Source organism: Tepidisphaeraceae bacterium, assembly GCA_035998445.1.
Classification (GTDB): Bacteria; Planctomycetota; Phycisphaerae; order Tepidisphaerales; family Tepidisphaeraceae; genus DASYHQ01.
Genome location: DASYHQ010000059.1, coordinates 1 through 16,316 on the forward strand (window position 1 = coordinate 1; position 16,316 = coordinate 16,316).

15 protein-coding genes are annotated in these 16,316 nt (G+C 65.2%); 7 read left to right on the forward strand and 8 right to left on the reverse strand.

Annotated elements, in window-relative coordinates; translation table 11 throughout:
- Positions 1-210 precede the first annotated feature (210 nt).
- The 6 genes from VGN72_21930 to VGN72_21955 form a co-directional block, all read right to left on the reverse strand.
- A complete protein-coding gene (locus VGN72_21930) occupies positions 211-501 on the reverse strand; it encodes a metalloregulator ArsR/SmtB family transcription factor (protein HEV7302011.1) in 291 nt (96 codons plus the stop codon).
- Positions 502-574: 73 nt separating this feature from the next.
- Positions 575-1,015: a DoxX family protein gene (locus VGN72_21935; protein HEV7302012.1), complete on the reverse strand. Its 441-nt coding sequence runs from the start codon at positions 1,013-1,015 to the stop codon at positions 575-577.
- Complete coding sequence (locus tag VGN72_21940; GenBank protein ID HEV7302013.1) at positions 1,012-1,275, reverse strand: type II toxin-antitoxin system RelE/ParE family toxin; 264 nt, start codon at positions 1,273-1,275, stop codon at positions 1,012-1,014. Before VGN72_21940 ends, VGN72_21935 begins: the two co-directional genes overlap by 4 nt.
- A gap of 3 nt (positions 1,276-1,278) precedes the next feature.
- Positions 1,279-1,530, reverse strand: coding sequence for a hypothetical protein (locus tag VGN72_21945; GenBank protein ID HEV7302014.1), 252 nt, complete (start codon positions 1,528-1,530; stop codon positions 1,279-1,281).
- A 42-nt stretch (positions 1,531-1,572) separates the two neighbouring features.
- On the reverse strand, positions 1,573-3,435 hold the full coding sequence (mnmG, locus tag VGN72_21950; GenBank protein ID HEV7302015.1) for a tRNA uridine-5-carboxymethylaminomethyl(34) synthesis enzyme MnmG: 1,863 nt from the start codon (positions 3,433-3,435) through the stop codon (positions 1,573-1,575).
- A 13-nt stretch (positions 3,436-3,448) separates the two neighbouring features.
- Positions 3,449-3,718 carry a hypothetical protein gene (locus VGN72_21955; GenBank protein HEV7302016.1) on the reverse strand — a complete coding sequence of 90 codons (270 nt, stop codon included), beginning with the start codon at positions 3,716-3,718 and terminating at the stop codon, positions 3,449-3,451.
- Positions 3,719-3,730: 12 nt separating this feature from the next.
- Here VGN72_21955 and VGN72_21960 point away from each other — a divergent pair, with 12 nt between their 5' ends.
- From VGN72_21960 to VGN72_21980, 5 genes are all read left to right on the forward strand, one after another.
- A complete protein-coding gene (locus tag VGN72_21960) occupies positions 3,731-4,345 on the forward strand; it encodes a hypothetical protein (GenBank protein ID HEV7302017.1) in 615 nt (204 codons plus the stop codon).
- A 236-nt stretch (positions 4,346-4,581) separates the two neighbouring features.
- A complete protein-coding gene (locus tag VGN72_21965; protein HEV7302018.1) occupies positions 4,582-5,325 on the forward strand; it encodes an SDR family oxidoreductase in 744 nt (247 codons plus the stop codon).
- 205 nt (positions 5,326-5,530) lie between these two features.
- Positions 5,531-6,634, forward strand: coding sequence for an ARMT1-like domain-containing protein (locus VGN72_21970; protein HEV7302019.1), 1,104 nt, complete (start codon positions 5,531-5,533; stop codon positions 6,632-6,634).
- Positions 6,635-6,757: 123 nt separating this feature from the next.
- Positions 6,758-7,339 (forward strand): hypothetical protein, encoded by a 582-nt coding sequence (locus VGN72_21975; protein ID HEV7302020.1) that lies wholly within the window; start codon positions 6,758-6,760, stop codon positions 7,337-7,339.
- Positions 7,340-7,509: 170 nt separating this feature from the next.
- Positions 7,510-8,793 (forward strand): HD domain-containing protein, encoded by a 1,284-nt coding sequence (locus VGN72_21980; GenBank protein HEV7302021.1) that lies wholly within the window; start codon positions 7,510-7,512, stop codon positions 8,791-8,793.
- Between the two features lie 677 nt (positions 8,794-9,470).
- Here the strand turns inward: VGN72_21980 and VGN72_21985 are convergent.
- Positions 9,471-11,780 carry a glycosyltransferase family 39 protein gene (locus VGN72_21985; protein ID HEV7302022.1) on the reverse strand — a complete coding sequence of 770 codons (2,310 nt, stop codon included), beginning with the start codon at positions 11,778-11,780 and terminating at the stop codon, positions 9,471-9,473.
- Between the two features lie 384 nt (positions 11,781-12,164).
- Between VGN72_21985 and VGN72_21990 the strand changes: the two genes are divergently transcribed.
- Entirely contained in the window at positions 12,165-13,343 is a 1,179-nt protein-coding gene (locus VGN72_21990) for a citrate/2-methylcitrate synthase (protein HEV7302023.1), read from the forward strand.
- A 176-nt stretch (positions 13,344-13,519) separates the two neighbouring features.
- Here VGN72_21990 and ald read toward each other — a convergent pair whose 3' ends face one another.
- Complete coding sequence (ald, locus tag VGN72_21995; GenBank protein HEV7302024.1) at positions 13,520-14,617, reverse strand: alanine dehydrogenase; 1,098 nt, start codon at positions 14,615-14,617, stop codon at positions 13,520-13,522.
- A 227-nt stretch (positions 14,618-14,844) separates the two neighbouring features.
- Between ald and VGN72_22000 the strand changes: the two genes are divergently transcribed.
- Positions 14,845-16,272: a sigma-54 dependent transcriptional regulator gene (locus tag VGN72_22000; protein ID HEV7302025.1), complete on the forward strand. Its 1,428-nt coding sequence runs from the start codon at positions 14,845-14,847 to the stop codon at positions 16,270-16,272.
- The last annotated feature ends 44 nt before the right edge of the window (positions 16,273-16,316 follow it).

Sequence of the window (16,316 nt, forward strand, 5' to 3'; positions counted from 1 at the left end):
GTGAGCATGCTCAAGCGGAACCTGGGCCCATTCGTCGCCGCCCGAACCGACCGCACCCGCTCGGCCGACGTAATGCTCCGCGTGCTGACCCACAATCTGGCCTTGCTGATGCGCTTACTCAGAGAGCTTTTCTACGGAGCCAATCAAGTCTCTCATTCCAATCCAAAAGCATGGGCGAGACGCCCATGCCACGACAAGGCCCCACGTACGCTACCCTCCCGTTCCCATGCGTCGCGCCAGTTCGCGTTGGTACGCGTTGATCGTCGACCGGCGCGGCGTCAGGTACATGCACTGCCCTTCCTTGCGTCCCTCGATCAGCCCCGCGTTGGTCAGTTCCTTCAGGTGATGGGAAATTGTCGCAGCCGTCAGGTCGAAGTCCTGCCGCAGCGCCTTGCACGACAGCTCGTCCCGCTGCCGGGTGATCTGCTGGAGCATCGCGAAGCGTTGCGGGTCGGCCAGCGCTTTGGAAATCCTGGTGAACTCATCGGTATCCATTGCCATTGATTAGATAGGCATCGAACGGCCTGCAGTCAAATGGCTGAGGTTGATTGCGTCCGCCTTGGGGTCGAACGACTTAGCGGCGGTTCCTACGAACCGGCCGTCGCGCGATCGTCCACGCCCACCCAATCAACGGAAGTTGCAGCGCCACGCGGAGCCAGAGCAGCCAGGGCCAATCCATCCCGCCGAGCGGCACGCGGTGGATGGCCATGTGGATGTTCGCTGGCGAGACGGCGATGAAGAACGCCACCAGCCCCCACGCCGCAGGCCGGCGCAGGCGGCGCGTCATCAAACCGGCAGCGGCCAGCAGTTCGAGGACGCCGGTGACGTGGATGATCAACAGGTGATGCTGCGGCAACAGCCAGGGCGGCATGGCGGGCAGGTAGGCGCGCGGCCAGAGCAAATGGGCGACGCCGGCGATCAGCATCATCGCGGCCAGCACGACCGGGGAGAGCGCTTCCCACCGCGAACGTCTGGGTGGACGGTGGGCAATAGCGGTTGAGGACGACGTGTTCATAGCCCGCGGTACGACTCGCGGCGGTGGGCGACGATGGTCACCTCGACCCGCTCGGCCGCATCGTCCACGTCGTACACCACGCGGTAATCGCCCACGCGGATGCGCCACAGCGTCGCGTGACCGGCGAGCTTCGTGCAGCCGGGTGGGCGGGGGTCGTCGGCCAATGCCAATACGCGCGGTTTGATGCGTGCCAGGATCGAGCGATCGAGCTTACCGAGCGACCGCTCTGCCGTGTTCGAAAAAGCGACGTCGTACGGCATCAGCTATACCCCAAGTTTGCGAAACACCTCGGCTGCGCTCACGCGCCGCCCCGGCTCGGCCAATCGTCGGATCGACTCGGCGACGTCGCCTTCCTCCTGGCTGACGACGCGCTTCGTCGCCCGCGCAGGTTTGGCTGGCCGCTTTGCGGCGGGCTTGGGCTTTGCTGACTTCTTCAAAGCCTGGTACTCGCGGTACTCCTTCTCGGGGATGACGACGAACCGCTGGCCGTTGAGATTCAGCATTGCTGGGGGCATAAGACACCTCGTTGAAGTCAGTATATCGTCCTGCCACGTTCCTCACACGGTTTCCCGTGGGCCCGCACGGTCCAGGTGGATCGCAAGCACCGTTACGTCCGATGGCGTGATGCCGCTGATGCGCAACGCCTGGCCGAGGCTGCGCGGCGTGAAGGTCATCAGCTTCTGCCTCGCCTCGTTGCGCAGGCCGACGACGGCGGTGTAGTCGATCGACGGCGGGATGAGCTTCGTCTCCATCTTCGCGAAGCGTTCCAGCGCGCGATCCTGCCGGGCGATGTAGCCCTCGTATTTCGCCGCGATCTCGATCGCCCGGCCGGCGTCGGGCGTGATGGCGCGCAGCACGTCCGGCAAGCTACCGACGCGCTGCAGGCTGGCCCAGTCGTTCTCCGACCGCCGCAGCCATTCGAAGGCGAGCACGCCTTCAACGCGCGTCGTCTTCATCAGTTCTAACCCCACCTCGATCGCATCACGGCGGGCGGTGAAGCGGGTCCAGCGATCATCATCCACCAGCCCCGCGGCCCGGCCGATCGGCGTGAGGCGCGTATCAGCGTTGTCCGCCCGCAAGTGCAGGCGATGCTCGGCCCGGCTGGTGAACATGCGATACGGTTCGGTCGGCGGCTTGGTGACGAGATCGTCGACCAACACGCCGATGTACGCCTGATCGCGCTTCAGCACGAAATCCGCGACGCCCGTCGCGGCGTAGCGGGCGGCGTTCAAGCCTGCCACCAACCCCTGCGCCGCGGCCTCTTCGTAGCCGCTGGTGCCGTTGATCTGGCCCGCCAAGAACAGGCCGCTGACCTTCTTCGTCTCCAGCGTCGATCGGATCTGCGTCGGCCAGACCATGTCGTATTCGACGGCGTACCCGTGCCGCAGGATCTGGGCGTGGGCCAGCCCGGGAATCAGCCGGACGATCTGTTCCTGCACCTCGGCGGGCAAACTGGTGCTGATGCCGTTGCAGTAGATCTCGTCCGTCTCCAGCCCCTCGGGCTCTAGGAAGATGTGGTGCGACAGCTTATCGGCGAACCGGACCACCTTGTCCTCAATGCTCGGACAGTACCGCGGCCCCGTCGACTGAATCTGCCCGCTGTACATTGGCGCGCGGTGCAGGTTCGCGCGGATGATCTCGTGGACCTGCTCGTTCGTGTTCGTGATCCAACACGGCACCTGCGGCAGCGGCGGGCGCCAGGGCGCACTGCCAGGCTGTCCGTACTCGTTCAAATACGAGAACGGCATCGGCTCGTCGTCGCCGGGCTGCAATTCGAACAACGAGAAGTCGATCGTCTCCTTCTTCAGCCGTGGCGGCGTGCCGGTCTTCAGACGGCCCAGTTCCAGGCCGAGTTTGACCAGCGATGCGCTCAGCCCCTTCGCCGCCGCCTCACCCACGCGGCCGCCTTCGGTCTGGCGTTCGCCGGTGTGCATGAGGGCCCGCAGGAACGTGCCGGTGGTGACGATCGCGGCACGGCAAGGCAGCGCACGGCCGTCGGCGAGTTGCACGCCAGCGACGCGCGTACCCGTGGCATCGGCGAGAATCTCCGCCACTTCCCCTTGCACGATGTCCAGGTTCGGGCACGTAGCCAGCAGCCGTTGGACTTCGATCGCGTACTTGTACTTGTCCGCCTGCGCACGCGGTCCCCAGACGGCCGGGCCCTTGCTGCGGTTCAGCATGCGGAACTGGATGCCGGTGGCGTCGGTCGCCAGGCCCATCAGGCCGCCGAGCGCGTCGATCTCGCGGACCATCTGCCCCTTGGCCAGGCCGCCGATGGCGGGGTTGCAGCTCATCGCGCCGACGCGGTTCGGGTCGAACGTGACGAGCGCGACCGTTGCCCCCGTGCGCGACGCCGCCCACGCGGCCTCCGCGCCGGCGTGGCCGCCACCAATCACCACAATGTCGTACGAACGTGCCATCGATGTTACTGCCCTACTCGGCGTCCTCGCTCAACCGCCGGTGCCGCTCGCGTAATCCTGCCAAGCCCAGCCCTGCGCTCACAGCGGCCGCGACGGTCAGCAGACGCTGCTGCACGACCGGATGGTTGCCGCGGTAGGCCTCCCAGCCGCACGCGCCGGCGATGACGAGGAACGAAAAGGCCAGCCGGGCGATCCAGAAGCGCATGCGCGGCATTCTAGCACGTTCCCGGCGTTTCCGGCGTTCCGCGGGCTCGGCATTTTTGGGACGATGGGCAGCCATCATTGGAGTTGCATTATGCGTATCGCGTCCATCCTTATCGTGCTTTGCCTTACTGCGTCCCTGTCGGCCCAGACGATCTATCGGGATCGCGTGGATCAGCCGCGTGATCAGAGCGACCGGGCCGGTGCGGTCATGCGGGCCCAGCAGAACCAGGCGAAGTCGCAGATGGAGTCGGCCCGGTTGCGCGTGGTCAAAACCTTCGAAGCGTCGGAGGACTGGCAGAAGGCGCAGCAGGAACTGCAACAGGCCCAGGCCGCCTACGACGAGGCCAGCAAGCCCGTCTTGGACGCGCTGAAGGAGAAGCCCGAGTACAAGGAATCCAAGAAGGCCGAGGAAGAGGCCCGCGCCGCGGTGCAGGCGGCCCATAAGGAAGGCGATCCCTCGCCCGCCGAGGTCACCGCCCCCGCGACTGAAGCGCTGGAGGCCGGCAGCGAGGTGACGAAGATGGAGCAGGCCGCGCTCGATGCCGACCCGAAGGTGGCTGAGCTGAAGGCCAAGCGCGACGAGATCGCCGCCCGCCTGCAGGCCCTTCAACAGCAGCGCGACGCCGCCATCCTCGCCGACCCCGAATGGCAGGCCGCCAAGAAGCTTCACGACGAGGCGGCGGTGAACGCGGCGCAGAGCTATTGATGCGGGGACCTCAATCGTGGCATGGGCGTCTCGCCCATGCATGTGGTAAGGCCGAGGGATCTGATCTGCTGGTAACCGTTCTGTCGAAGCGGACCAGCCCCAATAAGATTACTCGTTCTCTCCAAGCGCATGGGCGGAACGCCCATGCCACGGTCAGAGCCCGTTAGGCGCCTCCCCTCGTCTGCGAACGTTCCTTCCGCTAGCATCCTGCTGCGATGGCGAATCCAAGTTTTGACATGACGGGTAGAGTGGCGCTTCTGACCGGCGCGGGGCGTGGCATTGGTCTGGCGATCGCCAAGGCGTTCGCCGCGGCCGGTTGCGCGGTGGCGATTCAGGACGTTGACGCTGCCGTCGCCGACGACGCCGCGGGCCAGATCGAGCGCGCCGGTGGCCGGGCGATCGGTTTGGCCGGTGACGCGACCGATCACGCCTACGCCGCGGTCTGCGTCGCCGAGGTCGAGCGGCAACTCGGCGGGTTGCACGTGCTGGTGAACAACGCCGCCATTCAGGACCGCGTGGACTGGCTCGAGCAACCGCCGACCGACCTTGTGAAGATTCTGTCGGCCAACGTCGTCGCGCCGATCATGTTCTGCCGGGCGGCCGTGCCGATCTTCCTGAAGCAGCACTGGGGCCGCATCGTCAACATCGGGTCCATCCAGGGACGCGGCGGCAACCTTGGCATGCTCCCCTACTCGCTCAGCAAGGCGACGATCCCGAAGCTCACCAAGGCCCTCGCCCGCGAGTACGGCCGCGAGGGCATCACCGTCAACTGCATTGCGCCCGGCTGGATCGCCAGCACCTTCCGCAACCGCAACGACTTCGCCAACGACGAGGAAAAGGGCCAACGCGGCAAGCGCATTACCGTTGGCCGCGTTGGCGAACCGCATGACCTCGGCGGCACCGCGCTGCTGCTCTGCACCGCTGCGGGGGAGTACATCACCGGGCAGACGATCTTCGTGGATGGCGGGATCAGCGCGTGAGAGCAACCGGCTGGAGCCGCGTTTACCGTGGCATGGGCGTCTCGCCCATGCCTGTGGACTGGAATAGGAAATGCAATTCTTTAGCTACTGCGCGGACCAGGCCGCAGCCATGAATTCGGTCTTCCGGCCTCACTACACGCATGGGCGAGACGCCCATGCCACGGTGAAGACAGCAGCCCTCATCACAAACGCATCATAGGCCCTCATGACCCCTCTCCCTCCCCAATCCGAACCGCGCAATCCGCACTCGGCGATCCCCCTCTTCCCCTTCGTGAAGCTGGCGGATCCCGCAACCTACGTCGCCTGCTCATGGGACCTGGTGGCGGACGCCGAGGCGCGGGTCTACTGGTGCGAGTTCTTCAAACGACACGTCCGCACGATCATGAAGCTCGGCATCGAAGCCGTCGAGTCGCGCGGCGGGCATCGGGACGACGCCGAGCGCCGGGCGGCGGCGCTGCTCACCGAGTTCGACGCCTTCTACGACCACGTCATCAGCCAGCCGACCGATTATGGCCGGGTGACGATCCTGCAGCTGGACCTCTGGCGCGACGCGATGCTGCGCAAGCACGGCTTCGTCGACGCGTTCATCGACCTGAAAAACCGCGAGAACGAGAAGATGCTTCCCCTGCTGCCCGCCGCCTGCGCGCAGCTGGATGCGCTAGGCGGGCTGGAACAGGTGAAGGCCATCATCGAAGGGGTGTTCGCGGGCAACATCTTCGACATGGGGGCCGAGGCCACGGCCAAGGCGTTCGTGAACGGCAGCCCCGACTTCTTCGCGATCCGCGCGACGCTCTCGCCCCGCCCCTGGCTGATCGACGATTTTGATGCGCTCGCCGACCGCCTGCTGAACGGCCCGCGGCACCGCAAGGCCGTCTTCTTCATCGACAACGCCGGCAGCGATTTTCTGCTTGGCGCGATCCCGATGATCCGCTGGCTGGCCATGCGCGGCACGCGCGTCGTCATCACCGCCAACGAGCGGCCCACGCTCAACGACATGACGATTCACGACGTGAACGCCTGGTGGCCGCGCATCCTCGCGACGGAACCCTCCTTGGCCGCACTGCCCATCGAACGCGTCACCAGCGGCACGGGTGAACCGCTGATCGATTTGCTCGGCGTGTCGGCCGAGCTGAACGCCGCCGCCGCCGATGCGGACCTGGTGATCCTGGAAGGCATGGGGCGTGGCGTCGAGAGCAACCTGGACGCCGCGTTCAACTGCGATGCGATCAACCTGGCGATGATCAAGGACCTCGCCGTCGCCAAACGCCACGCCGGCAAGGTGTACGACTGCGTCTGCCGGTTCCGATAAGCATGACCGCTCGGCCAACACGTCCGATTTCGCCGCGAACGCCGCAGCCCGATAATATTCCTGTTTGCGGGCCTGGGTCGGCGCGTCACGTCGCGCAGCGCACGCTCGCCAGATCGTAACCAATTGGTTGCGCCGCATAACCAATTGCTCGAGCCGCGCAACCAATTGGTTGCGTCGCGCAACCAATTGCTCGAGCCCCGTAACCAATTGGTTGCGCCGCGCAACCAATTGCTCGAGCCGCGCAACCAATTGCTCGAGCCCCGCAACCAATTGGTTGCGCCGCGCAACCAATTGCTCGAGCACCGTAACCAATTGGTTGCGCCGCGCAACCAATTGCTCGCGACCCGTAACCAATTGGTTGCGCCGCGTAATCAATTGCTCGCGACCCGCGGCCGGTTCGCTGAGCACCGCCGCCAAGCGGCGGCGGCATTCGGCGGGCTCGCCCGACGTCGCAACAAACTGCCATCGCGGCGTGGCCCATCTGCAAAGCGATGCGGACCACTGGGCGCGATTCGCTACGAAGTCGCTTCCACGCCAGTTCGATGCGCCGGAGCGATCGACCGCCGTACCCCGGGCGGCCCACCCATGTCCGCCGCGAAGGAAACGGGCGGGCCGCCCGTTGTACGGTCGCGCGATCGGCGTTCGCTCCAACCGTGGCATGGGCGTCTCGCCCATGCACTCGGGAAGCACGAGCGGTCCAATTAAAGCCAGTTCGCTTCGATAGAACGCTGCCCAACCAACATCATTTTCCGGCCTTCACACGCATGGGCGAGACGCCCATGCCACGGTGAAGACGCCGCTGGCCGTCGCCGCTGCGCCCCCTTCGGTGCAATTCCTTCGCGTCTTCGGGGCTTCGCGGTTAATTTTCTCTTCCGATGCCGCTCGCCGAGAAAATCATTCGCGACCCCGTTCATGATGTGATCGCGTTCCGCGTCGATCGCCCGCTGGATGCGCTGCTGTTTCGCCTGATCAACGCGATCGAGTTCCAACGCCTTCGCCGCATTCGCCAGTTGGGGCTGGCCAGCCTGGCCTATCCCGGGGCCGACCACTCGCGCTACAGCCATAGCCTGGGCGTGATGGAGACGGCGCGGAAGATCATCGACCAGCTTCGCCGATCGTTCACGATCGACGAGGAAGGCGAGGCCGTCTGCATCGTGTCGGCGCTGCTGCACGATCTTGGCCATGGGCCGTTCAGCCACGTCTTCGAGCGCGTGAGCGGCATCCATCACGAACTGCTGACGCAGCGGGTGATCAGCGACCCCGACAGCGAGGTGCACCGCATCCTGTTCGGGTTCGACCGCCTGATGCCCGAGAAGGTGATCGACTTCCTCAACTGCCGGCCCAAACGCACGTTCTTCTGCGACATCATCTCCAGCCAGCTGGACGCCGACCGCTTCGACTACCTGCTGCGCGACAACCTGATGACCGGCAGCCGCTACGGCGGGTTCGACCTCCGCTGGCTGCTGCACGCGCTGACGATCGACGAGGCCAGCGACCGGCTGGCGGTGACGTGGAAGGGCATCAGCGCCGTCGAGGCCTATTTGCAATCGCGCTTCCACATGTACCGCAACGTCTACTTCCATAAGGTCGTCCGCAGCGCCGAGGGCATGGTGAAGCTCGCGCTGCAACGCGCCCGCCTGCTGGCGGCGCAAGACCGCCTGCCGAATTTGCGCGAGACGAACGTCTACAAGGCCCTGCTGGGCCAGCGCATGACGATGCAGGAGTTCGCCGAACTGGACGACGTGTCGGTGCTGTCTGGCTTCAAGGAATGGGCCCGCTCGACCGACCCGCTGCTGGCGATGCTCTGCAAGGGCCTGCTGTATCGCCGGGTGTTCAAGACGATCGAGCTGTCGCACGTGGACGCACCCACCGCCGCCGATGCGTTCGCCCGCGCCAGCGACGCCGTCAAACGTGCCGGTGGCGAGCCGGCGTACGAACTCTTCTACGACGAGCCCGCCAGCACACCCTACGAAATGTTCGACCCCAAGGAGGCCGCCGCGGGGAAGGAGATTCTGGTGCAGGACATGAGCGGCAAGCTCACCCCCTTCGGCCAAGTCTCCCCCATGACGCAGGCCCTGAACCGCCAACTGATGTTCCGGCGGTTGCACGTCGCGCCGGCGCACAAGGCGATCGTGACCGACGCGCTGGCGGGAACCTGAGACGCTCTTCTGTAGGACAGGCATTCCTGCCTGTCTCTCCCCCCCCGTCTTCTCTCCCCCCGTATTCTGTCTCTCTCGCTCTTCTGTGGCACAGGCATTCTTGCCTGTGTCTCTTCGTCTTTGCATTGGTGGGACGGACATTCTCGTCTGCCTCTCTTGTGTTGCGCTTTCATGAAATCAAAAGAGACGCGAAGTCGCGAAGGCGCGAAGCAGGCGCGAAGGAAGACGCAGGAAATCCTGACCCCCGCGGCTCTCGACGGCGGTTTGGGTAAGGCGAAACGCGAATCCGTGCACCATTGTGCAACATCGGGTGAGGACGATGGAGGTTCATGCGCGAAGCGCGTCGGCTATTCAGTTGTCAAAGAACACGCTATCCATCTCTACGCCCGCGCTGCGCAGTAGAGGCGATTCTGGCGCAACGCCGATTCGTTTTCTTCGCGTCCTCCTTCGCGTTCTTCGCGCCTTCGCGTCTCTGCCTCTTCGCAATGGACAAGATGTCCGCCTCACCAAAGACAGAAGTCGAAAGACGAATGGCAGAAGAGACACAGGCAAGAATGCCTGTGCCACAGAAGAGAGGCAGAGAGAATACGGGGAGAGTAAGACGGGGGGGAGAGACAGGCAGGAATGCCTGTCCTACAGAAGAGGTGTTCCGGCCATGACGCCATCATGTAAGCCGACTAGCGTGCCGGCTGCGTCGCCGCCGGCGCAGTCGTCGCAGCGGTGGTGGGACGGATTGCGCGTGATGGGGCCGGCTTTGTGGCCGGGGCAGTGGTGGGCTTGGTCGCCGGAGCGGGCGCGGGTTTGGTCGACAGAACAGCCGCGGGCTTGGTTGCCGGGCTAAGCACTGGATTGGTGGCCGGGGCAACCGCGGGTTTTGCGGGCGGTGTGGCGGGCGGTGACTTCTTCACGGGCGCCGTCGCGGGTGGCGGGGGCGGCGCGACTGGCTTCCTCGTGATCTCGACCACCTGCCACATCTGCACGCGGTCGGCCACGCGGGGCCGGGCGCGCGGGGGGCTGACGCGGATCGGGCGGTTGTCGCTGAGGACGACCGAGGGCTCCGACCATGTCGCAATCACCTTGGTGTCGTAGATTTTTTCGGGTGCGAAGCGCCGACGGCCACTGGTGACTTCGCTCTTCGTCGCGATGAAAAAGACGCGTTGGCCGGCGTTCAGCGCCGCGTCCATCAGGTCGTTCTGGCGCTTCACCAACTGCGCGGTATTGTCGTCCTTCAGCAAATCGTAGAGCGCCTTGGCGCGGTGCGGCTGGAAGGGCTGGGCCTTGTCGAGGTCTTCGCTCAGGTCCGCCAGCCGTCGCACCGCCACTTCGTTGAAGAGGTCGGTCGGGTAGAACTGCCAGTCGCCCACCAGTTGCAGGTGGTGCATCAGGTTGTCCTTCGAGAAGACCACCGACCCCGCCGGCACGTTGGCGGCCACCACGTCGCCACCATCGCGCACGACGGTTTGGCCGCGCTGGTCCGATTCGACGTTGGCGATCGACGTGTTGAACGCCAGCGCGCAGCCGGCCAGCACGACCGTCGCGCCCGGCCGCAGGTAGAGCACGGGGCCGAGCACCAATCCCAGTATCGCGCCTGCCCCGGCGCTGGGCAGCGTGTTCCAGCCATCGTCGATGCGCGACAGCATCGCGCCGATCATCGCCCCGGCGACGGCGCAGAGCCCGGCGATCTCCAGGATGCGGCGCGGTGGCGCGTGGGAGACGTCCAGCAACCGCATCGCGACCATCGCCGCCGCCGCCATCGCCGGGAAGACCGTCAGAAAGAACCGCGAGTACCCGATCGCCAGGCTGTCGGGCGCCCAGTAGTAGACCGTGTAGATGAACACGCACGGCAGCGCCCACGCCGTCATCACCAGCGCCGGCCGCACGTCGTGCCGGAACCAGACCGCCAGGCCGATCATGGCGATCGGGAAGAGGAACATCAGCCCGGTCATGTAGAACTGTCGCAGCATCGTGTCCCAGTTCTCGGCGAAGTGCGCCCAGAGAAAGCCGGTGCTCTCGTTCGTGGGGTCGTACCCCGTGGGGCTGCCGAAGTAGGACATGTTGACCGCGAGCAGTGCGCCGACCGGAATCGCCCAGGCGATGAAGAGCGCGATCGCCTGCAGCAACGGCTCGCGCTTCCACGACCAACGTGCGGTCGCGGACGCGTCTGGCGGTGCGTCGGCATTGGCAGGATCGCCGGTCTGCTGATTACGCTTCCACCGTAGCCGCCCCGCGTGCGCGTCGTAGCATGCGAACAGCGCGACCGACGCGATCGGCAGCAACAGCAGCCCTTCGGTATAGCGGATGGTGACGGCCGTCCCCAGCAGCAGACCGGCGGCGATCACCCGGGCCCAGGGTGCCCAGCCGATCTTGGGCGATTGCCACCACGAAAGCAGCAGCGCCATGCCCCACGCCACGGTGCAGAGCGCGGTCGCGTGGCTGTTGGGGTTGTTGGTCAGCCCCATGGTGACGGGGCTGGTCGCCACCACCAGCAGGGCCAGCAGGCCATAGAACGCGCCGACCCATCGGCTGACGATGTGGTACGTCGCAAGTAGTGCCAGGCTCATGGCGATCGGGTTGACGAGGTAGACGAGCTTCACGCCCCCGATCGCCAGCGCCACGGCGTAGATCGCCGGCAGGCCGATGGGGTACTTGGGGTAATACACGCCCGGCTCGGCGCCCGTCACCCACATTCGCCCGACGAACGCGTACGGGTCGACTGGCTTCACCGCCATCGAGCCGGTCTCCAGCAGTCGTTTGGCGCCGTACAGGTAGCCGTTCTGGTCGACGCCGCCGTGGGCCGGCACCCAGTACTGCATCGCCACCCAGAAGTAAGCCGCCGCCAACGCCAGCGCCACCAGGTGATACAGCCAGCGGCGATAGCGGGGTTCAGCGCCTGACGCCGACAAGGGCAGCACCGCGCGCGACGCACCTCCGGTGTCGGTCAGATCGATCGGACGAAAGGAGGAGGACTGAAGGATGACGAACCTCAAAGAAGTACCAAACGAACCGAGCGCGGAACCAAAAACGTCGTAGTCGCATCGACGGCGTACCGTCGACGACGGTGAGACGCATCACAGGGCGCTGCGCACCAGAACGATCTACCTCTACTACCAACGGGTTAGGCACGCGTTTGGAGAACGCGGCGCAGCGGGAAAAATTGCCGCTCCGCCCTTCCGCTGGCGAATTGACTGGCATTTTATCGAGGGCTATAGTCCGCGCGGCGACCGTGCCCATGCGAGCGCAGCGGTGTTTCGGGCCTGTTTCGCCCCTCGTGGATCGCCCTGCCGGTTCAGGCGGTGGATCGACCCGGTGTATCGACCTATCTTTTGTCCGATGTCCCGACCTCGCGCGGGGCGCCCCCAACAGGTGACTACATGAGCGCAGCTGCCGCGACTTCTCCCAAGCCCGCCGGTGGACTCGAAGGCGTCGTCGCCGCCCAGAGCGCGATCTGCTTCATCGATGGCAACGCCGGCCGGTTGGTCTACCGCGGTTACGAGATCCAAGACCTCGTGGAGAACGCCAGCTTCGAGGAGGTCGCCTACCTGCTGTGGCACAAGAAGCTGCCGAACAAGACGGAATTGGCCGCGCTGAAGCAGGAGATCGCTGCCGTGCAGGTGCCGCAGAGCGTGTTCGCGGTGCTTGGGGCGTTACCTTCGAAGACCCAGCCGATGGACGCGCTGCGCACGGCCGTCAGCGCCGCCGCCGGTGAAGATGCGGATCTGGTGGACGACGCCGCCAGTAGCAACACGCCCGGCGCGAACCTGCGCAAGTCGGTCCGATTGACGGCGATGTTCCCGATCATCGTGACGGCGTACCATCGCATTCGCGAGGGCAAGCAGCCGATCCAGCCCGATCCGTCGCTGTCGATTGCCGGCAACTTCCTGTACACGCTGACGGGCAACAAGCCGCACGACACGCTGACGCGCGTGATGGACGCCGCCCTCGTCCTGCACGCCGAGCACGGCTTCAACGCAAGCACGTTCGCCGCCCGTGTCACTGCTGCAACATTGTCCGACGTGCACGCCGCCATCACCGCCGCCTTAGCGGCGCTGAAGGGCCCGCTGCATGGCGGGGCCAATCAGGACGTGATGGAGTTCCTGCTGAAGTGTTCCGACACGCAAAACGCCGTCGCCACGGCCAGGCAGATGCTGGCCAACAAGCAGAAGATGCCGGGCTTCGGCCATCGCGTGTACAAGACCTTCGACCCCCGCGCCCACTTCCTTCGCAAGATGAGCAAACAGCTCGGCGAGGCCGCGGGGAACACGAAGTGGTACGAGATGAGCGAGGCCCTCATCCCGATCATGAAGGACACGCCCAAGACCGACGGTTCGCCGATGAACCTGAACCCGAACGTCGACTTCTTCAGCGCCAGCACGTACTACACGATGAACATCCCGCTGGATTTGTTCACCCCGATCTTCGCGATCGCCCGCGTCACCGGGTGGACCGCCCACGTGATGGAACAGCACCAGAACAACCGCATCATCCGCCCCACCGACGACTACGTCGGCCCGTTCGGCCTGAAGGTGGTGCCGATCGATCAGCGGAGCTAGTCGAACCCTTAGTTTAGAGCACCGTAGGCGTTTGAAGGTGCCGGCCGGCGAGACGGTGTCGATCGGCCCGTCCCAACGACTGCGCCGACACCTGGAGCCGGCGATGATCCGCATCGGCTGATGACGTGAACTGCCCTGCGAGCCGCCCATGCCTCGGTTGGAGCGCAGTATCCGTCCTACCTCGCCTGCAACGGCAACTGCAGCGCCTCGGCAACCGCGGCGTTGGTTACGCGGCCGGCGGTCATGTTGATGCCTTCGCCAAGGCCGGTGTCTTCCTCCGCGGCTTGGGCGTAACCCTTACCGGCGATCCGCACCGCGTACGGCAGCGTGGCGTTGCACAGCGCCGCAGTGCTCGTGCGGCCGACGGCGCCGGGCATGTTGGTGACGCAGTAGTGGACGACGCCGTCGACGACGTACGTGGGGTTCTGGTGCGTGGTCGGCCGGCTGGTTTCGATGCAGCCGCCCTGGTCGATCGCAACGTCGACGATCACGCTGCCGTTCTTCATCGTGGCGAGATCGGCCTTCGTGATGAGCCGTGGCGCCTTGGCGCCGGGAATGAGTACCGCGCCCACGACGAGGTCCGCTTTGCGCAGCCCGTCGGCGATCGTGAACGGATCGGAAAAGATCACGTCGACGTTCGGCGGCATCACGTCGTCCAGGTAGCGCAGCCGATCGAGGTTGATGTCCATCAACTGAACGTGCGCCCCAAGGCCCGCAGCGATCTTGGCGGCGTTGGTGCCGACGATGCCGGCGCCCAGCACCAGCACCTCCGCCGGCGCCACACCGGGCACGCCACCCAGCAAAATGCCGCGGCCCATCATCGGCTTTTCGAGGTACTTGGCGCCTTCCTGAATCGACAGCTTGCCGGCGATCTCGCTCATGGGCGTCAGCAACGGCAGGCGGCCCTGGCGGTCCTTGATCGTCTCGTACGCGATGGCGGTGATCTTCGCGTTCAGGCACGCCTTGGCCAGTTCCGGCTCGGCGGCGAAGTGGAAGTAGGTGAAGAGGATCTGCCCCTCGTGGAACATGCCCACTTCCTGCTTCTGCGGCTCCTTCACCTTCACGATCATGTCGGCGGCGTACACGTCCCTGGCCGATGGCACGATGGTCGCGCCGGCGGCGGCGTAGTCGTCGTTGGCGAAGCCGCTGCCCGCGCCGGCGTCGGCCTCAATCAGCACCTCGTGCCCGGCCTTCACCAGCACGCTGGCCCCCACCGGCATCATGCCCACCCGGTACTCGTCGGGCTTCACTTCTTTCGGAACGCCGATTCGCATGGTTGTGTCCGTGGTCAGGGGTCCGTTGTCAGTTGTTGTTGCGGGATCGCAACACGACCGATAATACCCGCCTCACCATGACGCAGCGAATCGGTCTCCTGGAAATGTGGATGTCGCTTACCGTCATCACGCCGCATTGCCGATGAACGTTGAACGCCACGATGTTGTGGAAACGCCTCATTGCGCAGTAGCAACGGATTACGGACAACTGACGACGGACCAGACCCATGCTTCAAGCCAACACGCCGCACAAGTCGCGACTGCTCATCCTGGATGAGGACCGCATTATCCTCCAATCGCTCTCGCAGTTCCTGCGCCGCGAGGGGTACGAGGTGAAGACGTGCGACTCGCCCGAGGCGGCCATGGCGCAGATGGAAGGCGACGCGATCGATCTGCTGCTGGTCGACGTGAACATGCCGGGCATCAAGCCCGCCGAGTTTCTGCGGCAGATCCGCAGGCGGTTCCCGAACATGGTGGTGGTCGTCATCACATCGTACGGGTCGATCGAAGGGGCCGTCGAGGCGACCAAGATGGGCGCGTTCGATTACCTGACGAAGCCGATCGTGGACGACGAGATTCGCGTGGTGATCGAGAAGGCCGTACGGCAACAGTCGCTGCTGTTCGAAAATCACACGCTGCGCCAGCAACTCGATCTGCGGTTCGGGCTCGAGAACATCGTTGGGCACGACCACAAGATGCTGAAGGTGTTCGATTTGGTCGACGCCGTCGCCAACAGCCGTACGAACGTGCTCATCAGCGGCGAGAGCGGCACCGGCAAGTCGCTGTGCGCCCGCGCGATCCACCACCGTTCCCCGCGGCGGGATAAGCCGTTCGTTGAGGTCAGCTGCGGCGCGCTGCCGGACAACCTGTTGGAGAGCGAGTTGTTCGGTCACGTGCGCGGCGCGTTCACCGGCGCGATCGCCGACAAGCAGGGCCGGTTCCTGGCGGCCGACGGGGGCACGCTGTTTCTGGACGAGATCAACTCCGCCCCGCCGGCGATGCAGGTGAAGCTGCTGCGCGTGTTGCAGGAGCGCGCGTTCGAACCGGTGGGCAGCGATCAGACGCAGACGGTGGACGTGCGCGTCGTGCTGGCCAGCAACGCCGATCTGGCGACGCTGGTGGCCGAGGGAAAGTTTCGGCAGGACTTGTACTACCGCATTAACGTGGTCAACCTGCGCCTGCCGAGCCTGCGCGAGCGGCTCGGCGACATCGCGCTGCTCGCCAACCATTTCTTGCAGACGTACAAGAAAGAGACCGGCCGCGAGATCATCGGCTTCACCGAAGCAGCCATGAGCACCATGCAGCGGTACAACTGGCCGGGCAACGTGCGTGAGCTGGAGAACGCGGTCGAGCGGGCGGTCGTGTTGTCGCGATCGCCGCAGATTGACGCGGATGATTTGCCCGAGGCGCTGCTGGACCGCCCCGCCTATGTCACCTCGACACGCGATGGCGCCGGCGACGCCGCCCCAACGTTCGGTGATCTGCCGATGGCACTGGAGGTGGCGCTGGAGGTGCCGGAGCGCACGATTATCGAGAAGGCCCTCAAGCGCAACAACTGGAGCCGCCAGGCGACGGCCGCGGAACTGGATGTGAACCGGACGACGCTTTACAAGAAGATGCGCAAATATCGATTGGACGTGGGCGAGGTGAACTGAATCTCTGGTTCCTCCGGTTCCTCTCCCATGCACTCATGGGAGAG